17 protein-coding genes are annotated in these 15,554 nt (G+C 48.7%); 1 reads left to right on the forward strand and 16 read right to left on the reverse strand.

Annotated elements, in window-relative coordinates; all coding sequences use genetic code 11:
• Positions 1-16: 16 nt before the first annotated feature.
• The gene (locus NQ534_RS02505) at positions 17-481 is read left to right on the forward strand and encodes a NanQ anomerase/TabA/YiaL family protein (protein WP_006863575.1); all 465 of its coding nucleotides are present in this window, start codon (positions 17-19) and stop codon (positions 479-481) included.
• 5 nt (positions 482-486) lie between these two features.
• On the opposite strand, the gene NQ534_RS02510 is transcribed toward NQ534_RS02505, so the two are convergent.
• The 16 genes from NQ534_RS02510 to NQ534_RS02585 form a co-directional block, all read right to left on the reverse strand.
• Positions 487-621, reverse strand: coding sequence for a hypothetical protein (locus tag NQ534_RS02510; protein ID WP_006863574.1), 135 nt, complete (start codon positions 619-621; stop codon positions 487-489).
• Between the two features lie 10 nt (positions 622-631).
• Positions 632-1,372: an amino acid ABC transporter ATP-binding protein gene (locus NQ534_RS02515; RefSeq protein WP_006863573.1), complete on the reverse strand. Its 741-nt coding sequence runs from the start codon at positions 1,370-1,372 to the stop codon at positions 632-634.
• Entirely contained in the window at positions 1,365-2,156 is a 792-nt protein-coding gene (locus NQ534_RS02520; RefSeq protein ID WP_176944206.1) for an amino acid ABC transporter permease, read from the reverse strand. The genes NQ534_RS02515 and NQ534_RS02520 overlap by 8 nt, the downstream gene beginning before the upstream one ends.
• 29 nt (positions 2,157-2,185) lie before the next feature.
• On the reverse strand, positions 2,186-3,028 hold the full coding sequence (locus tag NQ534_RS02525) for a transporter substrate-binding domain-containing protein (RefSeq protein WP_330371643.1): 843 nt from the start codon (positions 3,026-3,028) through the stop codon (positions 2,186-2,188).
• 181 nt (positions 3,029-3,209) lie between these two features.
• Entirely contained in the window at positions 3,210-3,893 is a 684-nt protein-coding gene (locus NQ534_RS02530; protein ID WP_006863570.1) for a GntR family transcriptional regulator, read from the reverse strand.
• 5 nt (positions 3,894-3,898) lie between these two features.
• Positions 3,899-5,080, reverse strand: coding sequence for an iron-containing alcohol dehydrogenase (locus NQ534_RS02535; RefSeq protein ID WP_006863569.1), 1,182 nt, complete (start codon positions 5,078-5,080; stop codon positions 3,899-3,901).
• Between the two features lie 17 nt (positions 5,081-5,097).
• Positions 5,098-6,165: a M24 family metallopeptidase gene (locus tag NQ534_RS02540; RefSeq protein ID WP_006863568.1), complete on the reverse strand. Its 1,068-nt coding sequence runs from the start codon at positions 6,163-6,165 to the stop codon at positions 5,098-5,100.
• A gap of 10 nt (positions 6,166-6,175) precedes the next feature.
• Positions 6,176-7,492: a M20/M25/M40 family metallo-hydrolase gene (locus NQ534_RS02545; protein WP_006863567.1), complete on the reverse strand. Its 1,317-nt coding sequence runs from the start codon at positions 7,490-7,492 to the stop codon at positions 6,176-6,178.
• Between the two features lie 5 nt (positions 7,493-7,497).
• Positions 7,498-8,331 (reverse strand): carbohydrate ABC transporter permease, encoded by an 834-nt coding sequence (locus NQ534_RS02550; RefSeq protein WP_006863566.1) that lies wholly within the window; start codon positions 8,329-8,331, stop codon positions 7,498-7,500.
• 13 nt (positions 8,332-8,344) lie between these two features.
• Positions 8,345-9,262, reverse strand: coding sequence for a carbohydrate ABC transporter permease (locus NQ534_RS02555; RefSeq protein ID WP_040784701.1), 918 nt, complete (start codon positions 9,260-9,262; stop codon positions 8,345-8,347).
• Between the two features lie 100 nt (positions 9,263-9,362).
• The gene (locus NQ534_RS02560; RefSeq protein WP_006863564.1) at positions 9,363-10,598 is read right to left on the reverse strand and encodes an ABC transporter substrate-binding protein; all 1,236 of its coding nucleotides are present in this window, start codon (positions 10,596-10,598) and stop codon (positions 9,363-9,365) included.
• Positions 10,599-10,875: 277 nt separating this feature from the next.
• Positions 10,876-11,853 carry a uroporphyrinogen decarboxylase family protein gene (locus tag NQ534_RS02565; protein ID WP_040784733.1) on the reverse strand — a complete coding sequence of 326 codons (978 nt, stop codon included), beginning with the start codon at positions 11,851-11,853 and terminating at the stop codon, positions 10,876-10,878.
• A gap of 108 nt (positions 11,854-11,961) precedes the next feature.
• Positions 11,962-13,233 (reverse strand): L-cysteine desulfidase family protein, encoded by a 1,272-nt coding sequence (locus NQ534_RS02570; protein WP_040784698.1) that lies wholly within the window; start codon positions 13,231-13,233, stop codon positions 11,962-11,964.
• A 396-nt stretch (positions 13,234-13,629) separates the two neighbouring features.
• Positions 13,630-13,848: a PDDEXK family nuclease gene (locus NQ534_RS02575; protein WP_006863560.1), complete on the reverse strand. Its 219-nt coding sequence runs from the start codon at positions 13,846-13,848 to the stop codon at positions 13,630-13,632.
• Between the two features lie 34 nt (positions 13,849-13,882).
• A complete protein-coding gene (locus NQ534_RS02580; protein ID WP_006863559.1) occupies positions 13,883-14,305 on the reverse strand; it encodes a hypothetical protein in 423 nt (140 codons plus the stop codon).
• An 11-nt stretch (positions 14,306-14,316) separates the two neighbouring features.
• Positions 14,317-15,519, reverse strand: coding sequence for an MFS transporter (locus NQ534_RS02585; protein WP_040784696.1), 1,203 nt, complete (start codon positions 15,517-15,519; stop codon positions 14,317-14,319).
• Positions 15,520-15,554: the final 35 nt, after the last annotated feature.

Here is a 15,554-nt window from a genome sequence, read left to right on the forward strand (position 1 = left end):
TGAAGGAGGAACACCCATGATTTTTTCATCTATCTACACAGCATCCGAAAGCCTCTGCTACCCGAAGGGCATCCAGAAAGCGCTGGATTTCCTGAAGGACCACGATTTTACAGCTATGGAGCCGGGACGCTTTGAGCTCCAGGGCGATGATATTTTCGCCACGCTGATGGATGCCACCACAAAGCCAAAGGAGGAGGTACATCCCGAATCCCACCGTGAGTACATCGACGTCCAGTTCGTTGTCTCCGGCACAGAAAAGCTCGGCTTTGTAAATGATACCGGAAAATATGAGCCCATCGAGCACCCGGAGGGGTCTGACGTGTATTTCTATGGAGAGGTGGAAAACGAAAGCTTCGTCGTTTCCACGCCGGGCTGCTTCAGCGTCTTCTTCCCGGAGGACATCCACCGTCCCTGCGTCTGTGCCGGGGAACCGGAAAATATCCGCAAGGTCGTTGTGAAAATCCGTGTTGCCGCGCTGTAGACGGATTAGTCGCGGCTCTTTTCCGGAACCATCAGCCGGTCAACGGGCTTTTTCCCGGAACCGTCGGCTGAACACGGGCTTTTTCCCGAAAATACAGACAGCATCTGCCGCAAACTGACAGATGCTGTTTTTCTTCTCATTTTTTATCTTTTATGCCTGACGGAATCTGCTCAGGAATTCCTTTGTCCGCTCATTCGACGGATTCTCAAAAATATCCTGCGGCGTTCCCTGCTCTTCTATCACGCCGTCCGTCATGAAAATTACATGCTTTGACACATCCCTTGCGAATGCCATTTCGTGCGTGACGATAATCATCGTCAGTCCTTCCTCCACGAGCTGGCGCATAACCTGGAGCACCTCGCCGACCATCTGCGGGTCGAGCGCCGATGTCGGCTCGTCAAACAGCAGCACCTCCGGCTCCATCGCAAGAGCTCTGGCAATCGCCACACGCTGCTTCTGTCCGCCGGAGAGCTGGCGCGGCTTCGCGTTGATATATTCCGCCATTCCCACCTTTTCCAGATAGAAAATCGCCTTTCTGTGCGCCTCTTCCTTACTCTTTTTCAGAACGCGCATCTGACCGACCATACAGTTGCCAAGCACCGTCTTATTGTTAAACAGATTGAAATTCTGAAAAACCATTCCCACCTTTGCGCGGTACGACTCGACATTTACCCGGCGGTCCGTGATATCGGTTCCATGATAGAGAATCGCACCCGTGCTGGGAATCTCCAGCATATTAATGCAGCGCAGAAGCGTTGATTTTCCGGAGCCGGACGGTCCGATAATACTGGTGACATCCTGCGGATGCACGGAAAAATCAATGTCCCGCAGCACCGAATGGCTTCCAAATTCCTTTCCCAGATGCTGTACCTGAATAATTGCTTCACTCATTGCCTGTCCTCCTCTTTTTAAAAGGATACATACCGCTCGTCTGAGTGAGCGTATCCAGATTTGCAAGGTCATAATTGTCCGGTCCGTCCATCTTGTGCTCCGCCCAGCGCAGAATGCGCGAGCAGGTAAAGGTCAGCACAAAATAAATCACCATCGCAATCGTAAACGCCTCAAAATAAGTATAGAAGGTTCCCGCTACGCTCTTTGCCGCGAAAAACAGCTCCACCGTGCCGATAATAGAAAGCACGCAGGTATCCTTAATGTTGATGATCAGATTGTTGCCAATCTGCGGCATAATATTGCGCAGCGCCTGCGGCAGGATGACGCTCGTCATCGTCTGGAAGTGCGTCATACCGATCGCCTTTGCACCCTCGGTCTGTCCGGGGTCGATGGAAAGGATTCCGCCGCGGACCGTCTCCGCCATGTAGGCGCCGGTGTTGATCGAAACGATAAAATACGCGGCGAACCACATCGACATATTAATTTTAAAGAGCGACTGCGAGCCGTAATAGATAAACATCGCCTGCACCATCATCGGCGTTCCGCGGAAAAGCTCCACATACGCGCTCAGAATCACCTTGACAGCCTTCAGAAAAATACGTTTCGGAAGTCCGTCCCGCTTCGACACCGGAATGGTCTGCACCACGCCCACCGCGAAGCCGATAATACAGCCGATAAGCGTGCCCACCAGGGCAATCGCCATCGTCACGCCGGCGCCCCGCAAAAAGGAGGCGCCGTAACGTTCCAGCAAAAACAGAATTCTGCCAAAAAAATCAGCAGGTATCGAACTGGTCATATTTTTCTCCCTCTATACTACTGGGCCAGCGGCTGTACTGCAATCGCTTCGTCCATCATTTCCGAGAAATCGTCCACCGTCATTTCGCTCAGCACGCTGTCGATGGCTTCCTTCAGCTCGGTATTGCCCTTCTGCATGGAAATACCGATGTTAATTTCTTCATCGGATACTTCAAAATCATCGTCTGTACCCGCAAAATCCAGCATGGTGAAATCCGGATATGCCACACATGCCGCCATACCGGTCGGCTGGTCGGTAACTACAATGTCACATGCGCCGCTGTTCAGTGCAACCAGCATCTGCGGAACAGATTCATGCGCCGGCAGAATATTGGCGTCCTCGATCTGCGGCAGACACAGATCATACCAGATGGTGTTAATCTGCGAGGTGCAGGTAGCGCCCTTCAAATCGGCAACGCCCTTCGCCTCCGCATAGGCGTTATCGCTTTTCACCAGAGTAACAATCGTCGCATAGTAATACGGCTCGGAAAAATCGACCGACTGCAGACGCTCAGAGGTAATCGACTGTCCTGCGATTACGCAGTCAACCGTTCCTGCCTGCACCGCCGGTACCAGGGAATCCCAGTCAAGCTTTACGATTTCCAGATCGTAGCCGAGCTCCTCACAGATGTGCTTTGCCATCATAACGTCGTAGCCGTAAGCATAGTCCGGGCTGCCGGAAATCGGCACTGCCCCGTTGGAATCATCCGACTGTGTCCAGTTGTAGGGAGCATAACCGCACTCCATCGCAACTTTGAGTACCTTTTTCTCCTCCGCGTTCGCCGCTGTCATCATTCCGGCTGCAAGTGACAGTGTCATGGTCATACCCAGCAGGGTTCTGCATACATTTTTCATTTTCATAGTTTCACGCCTCTCTCTTTCCTTTTTATCAAAATTATCAAGAAAAGCGCCAACAGGCACAGCCTCGTGCTTTTTCGCGCTTTATATGTACTATTATACAAATATCGCGAAAAAAATCAATGCGAAATCTCACTTTGCTTTAATGAAAAAAATGGAGTTGCTGATGTAAAATTCAAATTACCTAGCGCGCAATCAGGCTCTGCCCCTCCATCTCTGCTCCTCCGATGATGTCTTTCTCTAATAAGAGAAGCGCTCCCTCCTGGTCGCCTTCGCACAGTCTTGCATAAATATCATTGTGCGGTGTTCCGGATACCGAATCGTCCATATTGCTCTTTTTGCGCCATATCTCCTGTGCATAGTCCCGCTTCTGCAGATTCATACAGTCCTTCAGAAATCTCAGAAGAATTTTGTTCTCCGCAAACGACGCCAGCAGCATATGAAATTCCTCGTTGTCCTCCCAGACCTGCCATACATCCACATCCTTTTTTGTGGCTGCCCGCTGGAGCTGTCTGCGGATTTCCTCCAGCTTATCCTTCGTCAGCCCCGGAAATGATGTGCGCAGCGCTTCCTGCTCCAGCATCACACGCATCTTTGCAATATCGCGGTAATCCTTCTCCTGTCTCTGAATGACCATATAGCCGAAGCGCGGGACACTCATCAGAATATCCTCGCTGCACAGCTTGATCAGTGCCTCCCGCACCGGCGCCTTGCTGACGCCGAACAGCTCCGCCAGACGTTTTTCATTTAAAACCTGGTTCTCCGGAGACGGGTTTTTGATAATCAGCTCCAGAATCTGGTCATGAATCTGGTCTGTCAGCGACTTTTTTCCCTTTATCTGGGTAAAAACTTTTGTTGATTCACTCATATTTTCTATTCCATCCTGTTCAGTAATTCCAGAATATCTTTTTTCCCAAACGGGTAAAAAGCACCGCAGGTATGACTTCCGCCATCCGTCATATTATCCGCGATTTCCTCAAAACGTTCTGTTCCGATTCCGACCTCGCCAAGCGACTGCGGCAGACCGGCAGCGCGCAGCAGACTGCGCAGCTTTTTTACGCCCTCTTTTGCTGTTTCAGCCGCATCTTCCGGATTCTCCGGCACGTTCCAGACGCGCACCGCATACTGCGCCAGCTTCGGCACACACTGTTCCTTTTCGCAGAGCATTTCCATCCACGCCGGTGTGGAAATCGCCAGTCCCGCTCCATGTGCGATATCATAAAATCCGCTGATCTGATGCTCCAGCCCGTGATTAAACCAGTCCTGCTCCCTGCCGCAGCCTGTCATATCGTTCTGCGCCCAGGTCCCACAGAGCATGATTTCCGCACGCGCAGCATAATCATCCGGTTTTTCCAGCGCAATGGGAAGATTATGTATCACAGTTGCCAGAATTCCCTCTGTCACCCGATCCGTCATTTCCACATTTTCCGTATGGGAAAAATAGCGTTCCATTGCATGGGACATCATATCCATACAGCCGCAGGCGGTCTGATAAGGCGGCAGTGTATAGGTAAGCTCCGGATTCATTATCGAGAAGACCGGTCGCATCAGCGGAGAACCAAAGCCTGTTTTCACGGAAATTGTCTCATCAGAAATAACACAGCTATCGCTCTCCTCACTGCCCGCCGCAGGCAGTGTCAGTATTGTTGCCACCGGGAGACGCTGCGTTCCCGGTCTGACCTTTCCCGAAATCAGATCCCAGACATCTTCTTTATAATATACCCCAAACGACATTGCTTTGCAAGTGTCAATGACGCTTCCGCCCCCGACAGCCAGCAGAAAATCTATCCCTTTCTCACGGCAGATGGAAATTCCCCGGCGCACGAGAGATACCCGCGGATTCGGCACAACGCCCGCCAGCTCCTCAAAATAAAGCCCGGCATCCGTCAGTGATTTTACCACGCGGTCATATAATCCGCTCTTTTTTATCGAGCTTCCGCCGTATACAAAAAGTACCCTTGATGCGCCAAAGCTTTTCAGCTCTTCTCCCACACGCTGCTCTGTTCCTTTTCCAAAAATCATCTTTGTTCCACACTGAAATTCAAAATTGTTCATAAATGTTTATCCTCCACTCACAAAATAATCAGTTTCTTCGGGCTCTTCGCCAGGTTTTCAAATCCGTTTTCCCGCACCACTATCATGTCCTCGATGCGCACGCCGAACCGCTGCCGGATATAAATGCCCGGCTCTACCGTAATCACAACGCCCGGTACCAGTTTCTCCATGCAGGTTTCATTAAATCTCGGATTTTCATGCACCTCCACTCCGATGCTGTGCCCCAGTCCGTGGGAAAAGCAGCCCCGGTATCCCCGGCTGTAAATATAATCGCGCGCGGCAGCATCCACGTCACGGCAGCAGGCGCCCGGTCGGATTTCTGCGAAAGCCCGCTCCTGCGCCCCTCTCACTATCTCATATACGTTTTTCTGTTCCTCCGTCACACTTCCCACCGCCACCGTTCTGGTCATATCGGCAAGATAGCCGCCGCAGACCGCGCCGAAATCCATTGTGACAAAATCGCCCTTCTGAATGACCTTCCGGGTCGCAAAGCCGTGCGGAAGGGAGCTGTTTGTCCCCGAAGCCACAATAAAATTGAAATTCCGGTCGTCCGAGCCAAGCGCTGTCAGATGCGTTCCGATTTCCTGCGAGATTTCCAGCTCCGTCATCCCCGGCCGGATAATCCCGCAGATATAATCAAACGTGCGGTCTGTTATCTGCTGCGCTCTCCTGTGGCATTCGATTTCTTCATCGTCCTTCTCCATGCGCATCCGCTCCATCCACTGCGCTGCCATCTCCGTATCGTCTATCTCTGCCAAAGCCAATCCTTCCCGCAGCGCTCTGCACTGCACAAGCGTCATCCGGTCAGCCAGCACGGAAACCTTTTTTATCTGCTGCTTACGCAGAAGCGTGGCAAGCTGCGCATAAAGCTCCTTCTGTTCCAGTACGGTGCAGTTTTTTACCTTTTTTTCCGCCTCTTCCAGATACCGGAAATCAATCAGCAGCCATGCCCTCTGACGCGTAACGAGAACCGTACCGGCAGAGGATTTCATTCCTGTCAAGTAAAAACGGTTTGCCGGGTCGCAGACAATCAGTGCTTCCACAGAGGACGGCATTGTTTTCTGCAATTTCTGAATCTTATCCATATACCCTCCTTTATAAATGCTCCTTCAGCAGCGTATAGTAACAGCGTGCAGCGTCCGCAACCGCGGAAATATACGCAGATTCATTTTCACCGTGAACGCCCCTTCCCTGGTGCGGCGCCGCATACATGGGCGAGAAGCGCAGCACTTCGTCTGTCAGCTCCAGGAAATGGCGTGAATCCGTACCGCCAGCCAGGACAAAAGGAATAACCTTCAGACCGGGATAGACAGCTTCCACGCTTGCCTTCATTGCCTGGTAGCCGTTTCCGTCCACGCCGCCCTCCGGCGCAGCATCCCTTCCGCCCGTCAGCTCACAGACGATATCATGACGGGCCGCCAGCGCCTTCAGCTTCTCTGTAACCTCTTTTTCTCCCTCAACAGAGGACACCCGCACATTCGCTGTCAATACCGCTTTTTTCGGCATCACGTTAAAGGCGCTGCCTCCTTCTATCATAGTGAACGCAATCGTTGTCCCCAGAAGCTGGTCCGCCTCCGGACATATCTCATGCAGCAGGGGATACCCCGCCTCCTGCTCTTCTGCCGCCAGCGCGATACGGCAGCTCTCTTCTGTTTCTGCCGATCTCGCGATTTCCCGCAGCATCATCCGGTTTCCCTCGCTGAGCCTGCGGACAAAAATATCAGTTTCTTCCAGCTCTGTGACCAGCTCTGCCAGACGTACAATCGCCGAATCCTTCGGTGGATTTGCCGCGTGACCGCCCCTTCCATATGCCGTAAACCGGTATTCGAAGGAGCCTTTTTCCGCGATTCCAAACATCGCCGCCCGCTCCGGAAGCAGTCCCATAAAATTCTCGCAGATAGTACCGCCCTCATCGAACACCGTTTCAAACTGTACACCGCGTTCCTTCAGAAAATCTGCCGCGCGCTCTGTCGTCTGTCCGCCTGTTTCCTCGTCGCAGGAGAGGTAAAACCAGATTTCCCTCTCCGGGCGCCATCCCTCCTTCAGCAATTCGTTCACTGCCGACAGAAGCGCGCACTGTGGGCCCTTCATATCCTGGCTGCCGCGTCCCCAGACGCAGCCATCCTCGATTTTTCCGGAAAACGGTTCCTGTATCCATGTACTCCCATCCGCCGGGACCACATCCATGTGTCCGGTGAACAGCACCGGTCTTCCCGCACGGCCTGCCGCCGTCAGCTTTAAAAGTCTGGCTTCCCCGATGGGATACTCCTTTGCCGCTGCAAAAAGCTCCGGAAAATTTTTCCGCAGGCACTCCCTGTATTCCCCAATCCGGTACTGCTCTTCATTTCCGGCTCCGCTGACCGTCGGTATCCGTATCATTTCCGATAAAACTGTTCCAATCTGTTCAAACATCCCGCTCACTCCTTCATGCCGGATACGGCAATTCCTTCCACGAAAAACTGCTGTGCCAAAAAATATAAAATCAATAAGGGAAGAATAGAAATCAAAGCTCCAGCCAGCGCCGGTCCTGTTTCCCGGACCCCCTCACCCACAAACATGGCAAGTCCGGCAGAAAGCGTCCGCATTTTCGTAGAGTTTGTCATCATCATCGGATAAATCAAATCATTCCAGTTTGACGTCAGACAGAAAATAAAAAACGTAATAAACGCCGGTTTGCAGAGCGGAAACATGATTTTTCTGTAAATGCCAAATTCACTCATGCCATCAATCCGCGCCGCCTCTTCCAGACTTTTGGGCATTCCCAGATAGAACGAGCGCATAAAGAAAATCCCGTAGGCGGACGCTGCTCTCGGAAGAATCAGCCCGATGTACGTATTAAGGATTCCCATAAAATTCAGTTCCAGATACAGCGGAATCATGATAATCTGAAACGGAATCATCATTGTCAGCAGGATAATGTTAAAAATCAGCTCTCTGCCTTTAAATTCCAGTCTCGCAAACGCATAGCCCGCCAGCGAATCCAGCATAGCGGAACAGATAGAAACGCCGCCCGCAAAAATCACTGTATTTTTAATATAATCCGCAAGCGGGATTCTGTCCCAGACCTTCAGATAATTCTGGATGGTCCAGTGCTTCGGCCAGAAGGTGGGCGGCCACTTGATAATATCCTTCTGCAGCTTGAAGGTGCTTACCAGCAGCCATGCAAGAGGGAACAGAATCAGGAAAAGCACCAGCAGGCATACTGCAACCCGCAGAATCTGATATGCATTAATTTTTTTTCTTTTTTCCATTTCTATCCTCCCCTTACGTATTCTGTGCAATTTTACGTTCCATATATCCCTTGAAAAACAGGACAATCACAGCAATTATCAAAAACAGCTCCACACACATCGCTGACGCATAACCCAGCTCATACGGGTTGGAAAAGCCGCGCTGGTAAATGTACTGAACCATTGTTTCTGTCTTAAAGAGCGGTCCGCCTCCCGTGGTAACATAGACCACATCAAACACCTGGAACGCTCCGATGATGGAGGTCAGTAAGGTAAAATTAATGGTCGGCAGCAGATTTGGAAGCGTGATACGGAAAAACTGCTGCGTTTTGCTGGCTCCGTCGATTTCTGACGCTTCAAACAGGTTGGACGGAATATCATTGATTCCGGATACCAGGATAATGAGGGTCTTGCCGAACGATTTCCACACAGAAATAAAAATGATAATCGGCATTGCAAATCTGGTGTCGCTTAAGAGCGCAATCGGCTCCCCTGTAACAAGGCTGATAAGATACGGAATATATCCCACTGTCGAATTCAGCAGCAGACTGAATAAAATACCGATTGCCGTAAACGAGCAAAGAACCGGGATGTAAAAAACCGTGCGGCAAAGCTTGTTAAATCTGGTCGGTTTGTAGAGCCAGTACGCCAGAACCAGCGCAATCACAAGCTGGACCGGAACTGAAATTACCGTATAATAAAAGGTATTCTTCAGGGCATTCCAGACACGTTCGTCCTCAAAGGTCCGTTTAAAGTTTTCCAGTCCGACAAAATCCGGGGTTGCCAGAAAAATATCCAGATCTGTCAGGCTGATAAAAAAAGAGCAGATTAACGGGATAATGGTAAATACAAATAAAATAAAGACCGCCGGAAAAATAAAAAGATATCCCACTCTGTCTTTTTTCGTCCATCTCTGTATCCAGCGGCGGGCTGCTGGCTGACTTTTCTCCATAGCGCTTCTCCTTTCCTGACACCGTTCGGCTGCGCTCTCCGGTATCATCCATAAGCCTGAGAAGGATGCGGCTGCGCGCAGCCGCATCCTGGCTTTTTACTTATTTCGCATCTAAAATTCCCTGAATTACATCATTATACTTGTCGAGCGTTGTCTGAATGTCCGCCCCGGCAAAAATCTCCTCCATCGACGGATATAACGCATCTGTAGAAATCTGGTTCACACCATTTTCTTTGCATTCAATATGTCCGTAGGAAAGCGGGATGGACAGGGAAGAAGTCAATGGGTCATCCGCAAAATTCTCCTGCGCCGATATCAGATATGCCGGTGTTCCGCATTCCTCTGTCCATTTTGTGCAGATTTCCTCGGAATTCCAGTAGTTGACAAACTTGTATACAAGCTCCTTATGCTCCTCGGAGGTTGTTTTCGGGATTGAGAAACCAACCGGAATAACAGCCGCATCCTTTTCAATTCCAGTACATGCTGGCACTTCTTTCACTCCGAAATTAATCTCATTTTCGCGCAGACCGTTGATAATCCACGGACCGTTGATAAACTGTGCAACCTGTCCGCTGATATATGTGTTATCATCCGTGTCCTTCGGGGAGCAGTCATACAGCGTTTTCATAGTCTCAAAAGCCGCTGCATTCTCCGCTGAATTAAAGACTGCCTGTGTTTCGTCTTCGTTCACGTAACCGCCGCCGTAAGCATACAGTGTATACTGTGCAGGTACATTGTTATCTGTCGGAAGAACAAAGCCATACTGGTTCTTGCTCTTGTCCGTGAGAAGCTGTGCGTTCTCTACAATTTCCTCAAAAGTTTCCGGCGGATTCTCCGGATCCAGCCCTGCCGCCTCATAAAGGTCCTTGTCCCAGTAGAAATAATGCGACACCATCTGCATCGGAATGCCTACACACAGGTCATCATAATAAAGCAGGTCCACCACGTTCTGGTCAAAGTCCTCCTTATTTACCTCCGGCAGGTCATAAAAATCACTGACATCTGTGAAGCTTCCCGCCTCCACATACGGCGGATAGTAACCGGAAGAGCATAATACAAAATCCGGTGCGTCTCCCGCTGCGATTGCCGCCGGAAGTTTTTCATTAAAGGTATCCCACGGCATTACGTCCATTTCAATCGTAATATTCCACTCGTTTGTTTCGTTGAACTGGTCCACGATATCCTGCAGCACCTCTCCGTCTGTACTCGTAAACCCGTTCCAGAAGGTCAGTGTCGTCGGCTCATATGTTTTTTCTTCCGCCGATACCCCGGCTGCCGCTGATGCCGTCATTACCGCCGTCATTCCCAGTACCATCATTTTACCCCATTTTTTCATAGTCTTTTGTCCTTTCTTTTTCTTTTATTTTTGAAAGATTGCCGCTGCTGACATTTTTGTCCGTGTCAGCAGAGCGCCCTCCTTCGTACGTAAATTTATCACATGCGGAAGCTGCCACTGGCAGCTTCCTCCGGATGCCTGGCAACCTGCAGAAGCTGTCGCCAGGTGCCTTTTCCGGATGCCTGGCAACCTGCAAAACCTGTCGCCAGGTGCCTTTTCCGGATGCCTGACAACCTGCAAAACCTGCCACCGGCTACCTCTCCCGTTGCCTGACAGCTCAGACGCTGCGTGCCGCCTCAATGATCCAGCGGATGCGCTCCCAGTCCAGCTTTGCGTCAATCGTGCAGTCGCCTCCCAGTATCAGCCCTCTTTTTCCATAATTGAGAATCAGATTTCTGGTGTATTCCTGCAGCTCATCTTTCGTACCAGTGTAGATGATTCCCTGCTGCGTATGCTCATCCCAGTGTGTCTCAAAACCGCCAAGCGCCGTCCTTCCATCTATAAAGAAACGTCCTTCTTCCAGGCTTAATCCCTCCACATATACCGCCCAGTTTACCGCTTTTGCCGGGTAGTCCTTCCAGATGGCAAGCTGGTTGCGGTTTCCCGCCCATCCGCACATATGGAGAATATTGTTTTCCGAGAACCGGTTTGCATGCTCCAGCACATATTTGTCGCTCGGCGTAATTATGCTGCGGTATTCTTCCGGCGTAAAACGGGTATATTCGCCGCCCTGCACACAGTAATAAACGCCATCACAGCCCGCTTCTGTAATAAGCAGCTCCGCCAGCAGCGCATTGCTCTGTGCAATGACATCAAGCGCCGCCATGACCGCCAGATGATCCTCCTTAATATACCCCATCACCCGGGCATCGCTGATGCCGATTTCCTCCGCCCCGAACCTCAGCGAAGAAAACGGAGCAAACACATTATAAAATACACAGCGCTCCTGCCCGATTTCCTGCACGATCGCCTTTGCGCGCTCCACCTGCTCCCGGATAAACGGATGCTCTGCAGTCAGCGGCTTCAAGCTCTTCCAGTCGGATACTTTTTTAATTTCCGGAAGCGGATACGGAAAATAACCGTCACACATAATTTTGACAAAATCCAGGTCTGTCTCCCGGTAATATTTTAAATGTGCCTGCACATTGGCATCGCCCAGCGCTTCTTCTCCTCCGAAATGAAACCAGAATCCGCAGGGAACACAGTCCACCTCCTTTCCGTTTAACGCATTTAATACTCTTGTCCTTTTGTCCATGTCTTTTTCCTCCTGCTTTTTTATATAGGGAGAGCTGTTACTGCTCACGCCGGTCCTTAACATCTGCTGTTACCTGTAAATCAGCTTATCTGCTTTCATTACCTGCTGCTATTTACAAATCATCATGTCGAGAATCACCTGGTCGGTATCTGCCATTCCCCTGCTTCCCAGCACTCCGAGGTTGCGGATGGTACTTTCCACATCGGAAGAGACGATTCCGTCCATGCTCCCCGCCGAATGGTCTTTTAATGCAAGCGCCGCGCACTGGCAGGCGCTGGAAATCACAGAGGCAACCTTCAGCGCACATCCGGATTTTGCGCCGTCGCAGATAATTCCGGAGACGGAAGCTGTCATGTTGTTTACCGCATACCGTATCTGCTCCAGAGCACCGCCCTGCAAATACACAAAGGCGCAGCAGGCTCCGATAGAGGAACCCATTCCGCAGCCGCAAAGCGGCGAGAGCTTTCCGATAAACTGTTTCACATGTATCGTCACAAGACAGCTTAATGCAAGCGCGCGATACATCCTTTCGTGGTCAGTCCCCAGCACCAGTGCCGCCCCGATGACCGGAAGTGTTGCCGTAATTCCCTGATTTCCGCTGCCGCATACTGTCATCACCGGGAGGGTACTTCCGGACATCCGCGCGTCTGCCGCCGCCGCGGCAAGTGCCGCCGTATAGCCTGCCAGGTCCGCGGCTGTAAGCTCTGTCTTCTCCGGCGGATAAATGCTTTTTCCGACTCCCAGCCCGTATTCCCCGAAAAGTCCTTCCTGTGCGATCGTCCAGTTCATCCGTACACATTCATCCAGGAAATCAAGCTTCTGAATATCAACATTGCTGATAAATTCATAAATGTTTTCTATCGTCAGTCCGTCTTTGTCCGGGGCAGACCTCTGAATTTCCCTGCAGCCCTTCTGTTCGTACAGGATATGGGAGCCGTGCTGTATTTTTGTAATATTGGTATGACCGCCTTCAATCACAACCACTGCCGAATCGTCCGCTTTTTCCAGACGTACCTCTATGTACAGCTTCTGCGGCGTGTCCTTCAGGGAGACAGACACACAGGACCTGGCATATGCTTTTGCTTCCTCCACCTCGTCCGGAGTGATCCCCTCCAGCACTTCCAGAACCTTATCGCTGTTTCCTCCGATGACGCCCATTGCAGCCGCCATTTCCAGCCCGACCTCATCTGTTCCCGGTATTCCTACACCCATTGCATTTTTCAGAATATTGCGGCTTACGATAACAGATGTCCTGTCCGGCCTGTCCTCCAGCAGAGTCCGTGCTTTCGCCGCCGCGTAGGCGATTGCCACCGGTTCCGTACATCCGACCGCCGGTGCAATCTCGCTCTTCAGTATGCTCAGAAACTGTTCTTCTTTCATAATCTCATTCCTCATATCATTAACATTTTTAAATTCTTATCATTAATCATATCAGTGTTAAGATTATTATACATGTCTGTATGAGAAATGCAACTGTTTTTTCTGGGTTTTTATCATGTTTTCTGTTTTTCACAAAATACCAATGCCGTTTTTAGCTATATTTCACAATAGGTGAGCATATAGACTTAAATCGGGAACCATAAAAGAAGTCGGATGCGAGCCGCACTGGGGCAGCGCTAAACGTATACCGCCAGCGATAAGAAAAAGCAGTCTTTTTGTGACTGCTTTTTTTGCAAAATGAAATGTTTATAGATGTTTATTTAACGTTATTCAAAATTAAATAATTCTTCAAACGTAATTTTCAAATCGGGGAAATGAACGATTTTCAGTTCTTCCTTATCCCCTTCTGTTTTTGAATCCGCAATTTATCGACGCATCCGGTATCACCGTCTTCTCTTCATCACCCACATACCATTTATATTGTACATTATCACCAAAAACACGGCACAGACCGTCCCGTATCTGATTTCCGATTCTTATCACAAAATTACTGATAACCATCGAATGCTCGATATAGGCTCCTGCCATATCATAGACCTTAATTGCCGGTGGCATATCATCACTTCCTTTCTTGAAGATAGCCTGTTTTTCAGCTTCCAGGCTTTTCTTTTATAATAGCACGCCGCAAACTTCCCGTCAATTCTTCCACTGTGCTGAGTTTTATATCTGATATGTATCCGGAACCCTGCCGGCGGGAAAACTGATGATGTTTGAAAAATCTCCGGAGCTCGTCATAAGCTTGCCGATAGTTTGCTCCCGGATACAACAAATCTTCCTCATTGAAATCATCCGGGCTATCAGAATCATCACTGTCGCATAAAAGCCAAACATTCACATTATCCATAAACCACGCCTGTTTTTCAAGGTATTCACAATCTTTCCAAACTGCCTGTAATCTTTGGTATGCCCATTGTCCCGATACACTAAAGAGCCCGACATTTCTACCATTATGAAAATCCTCAACAACGATAACATTTCGAGGACTACAGAAAACGGAAACTTCATCTGTCATTTCCTGCAAATTTATGCAGATAAATCAAATTTATATATAATACATGCAATAATAAATATAGAAACAATAGGCGCCACCAACCATATTATAGCTATTTCTGTATTTTTTAAAATAATTCCCCCTAAAAAGGAGGTAACCAATCCGCCTGCCTTTATTGCGAGTGATATACATGACAAAATAGATGCGCGGTGGCTGTTCTGAATGGATGCATGTAAAACAGTATTTTCTACCAAATTTCCTACTCCTAAAATTAAATACATCACGAAATAATTCACAGCAAACCATATCCCATTTTTGCAGATATATATTCCCATTAGGCTAACCGGAAGCAATACTCTTGTAAAATAATAGCTTATTTTGGCATATTTTCTATGTTTTTTTAATAAATTAAAACAATATTTTCCAACAGAACTTCCCAATCCAACACCAATATAAGCGGAACAGCTTATAATGCCTAACAACCAGTTTTTTTGTGGAGAAATATACCGGATAAAAGTGGACTGCCAATAGGTTTCTATCGTAGACAGCGAAATTCCTAAAACAAGCGACATTAGCACAATATTTAAAACAATTCGTGTATTTTTTATTTCAGCTATCACTAATAACAGATTAGCTTTTAGCCTTTTCCACAAAGAAGTCTCCAAACGATAAACCACGGAAGTATTCGTTTCATGAATGACCGCCATAGAAAAAAAGATAATGATAATTTCCGATATAATTAATAATATAAGGAGTATAGTATATGTATTATCCAAATATCCTAAAAATCCTCCCAGTGCCGCGCCAAGAAAAGTGCCTACCGAATCAATTATAGATAGGATATTGTTTATTGTATCAAGTTTTTCTACACCATTTTTTTTGATAAATAATTCTACCTCAAGCGCTTCAACAGATCCAGATGCAAACGCTCGACTGGCTCCTAAAAATATAACAGCGATTATTAACAGCCATAAACTGTTACTGTTAATAATTAGAAAAAAACTTATCAACGATAATATATGTGACAAAACAAATACTTTTTTTCTCCCAATAAAATCAGCAATCATACCACTGGGAATTTCAAGTATCACTACAGAGACAGAATATGCCCCCATAATTGCCCACAAAGTTTCTGACGAACCCCCGTGCTGAAAAAAGATTAATGTTAAAACAGGAACAATAATTCCCACTGAAATAGCATTAAATATTAATAATATTTTATGCGATAACGGCAAGAGCCTCCCTCCTTTTCCCATTGCCCGAATATCTA

Source organism: Marvinbryantia formatexigens DSM 14469 (genome assembly GCF_025148285.1).
Taxonomy (GTDB): Bacteria; Bacillota; Clostridia; order Lachnospirales; family Lachnospiraceae; genus Marvinbryantia; species Marvinbryantia formatexigens.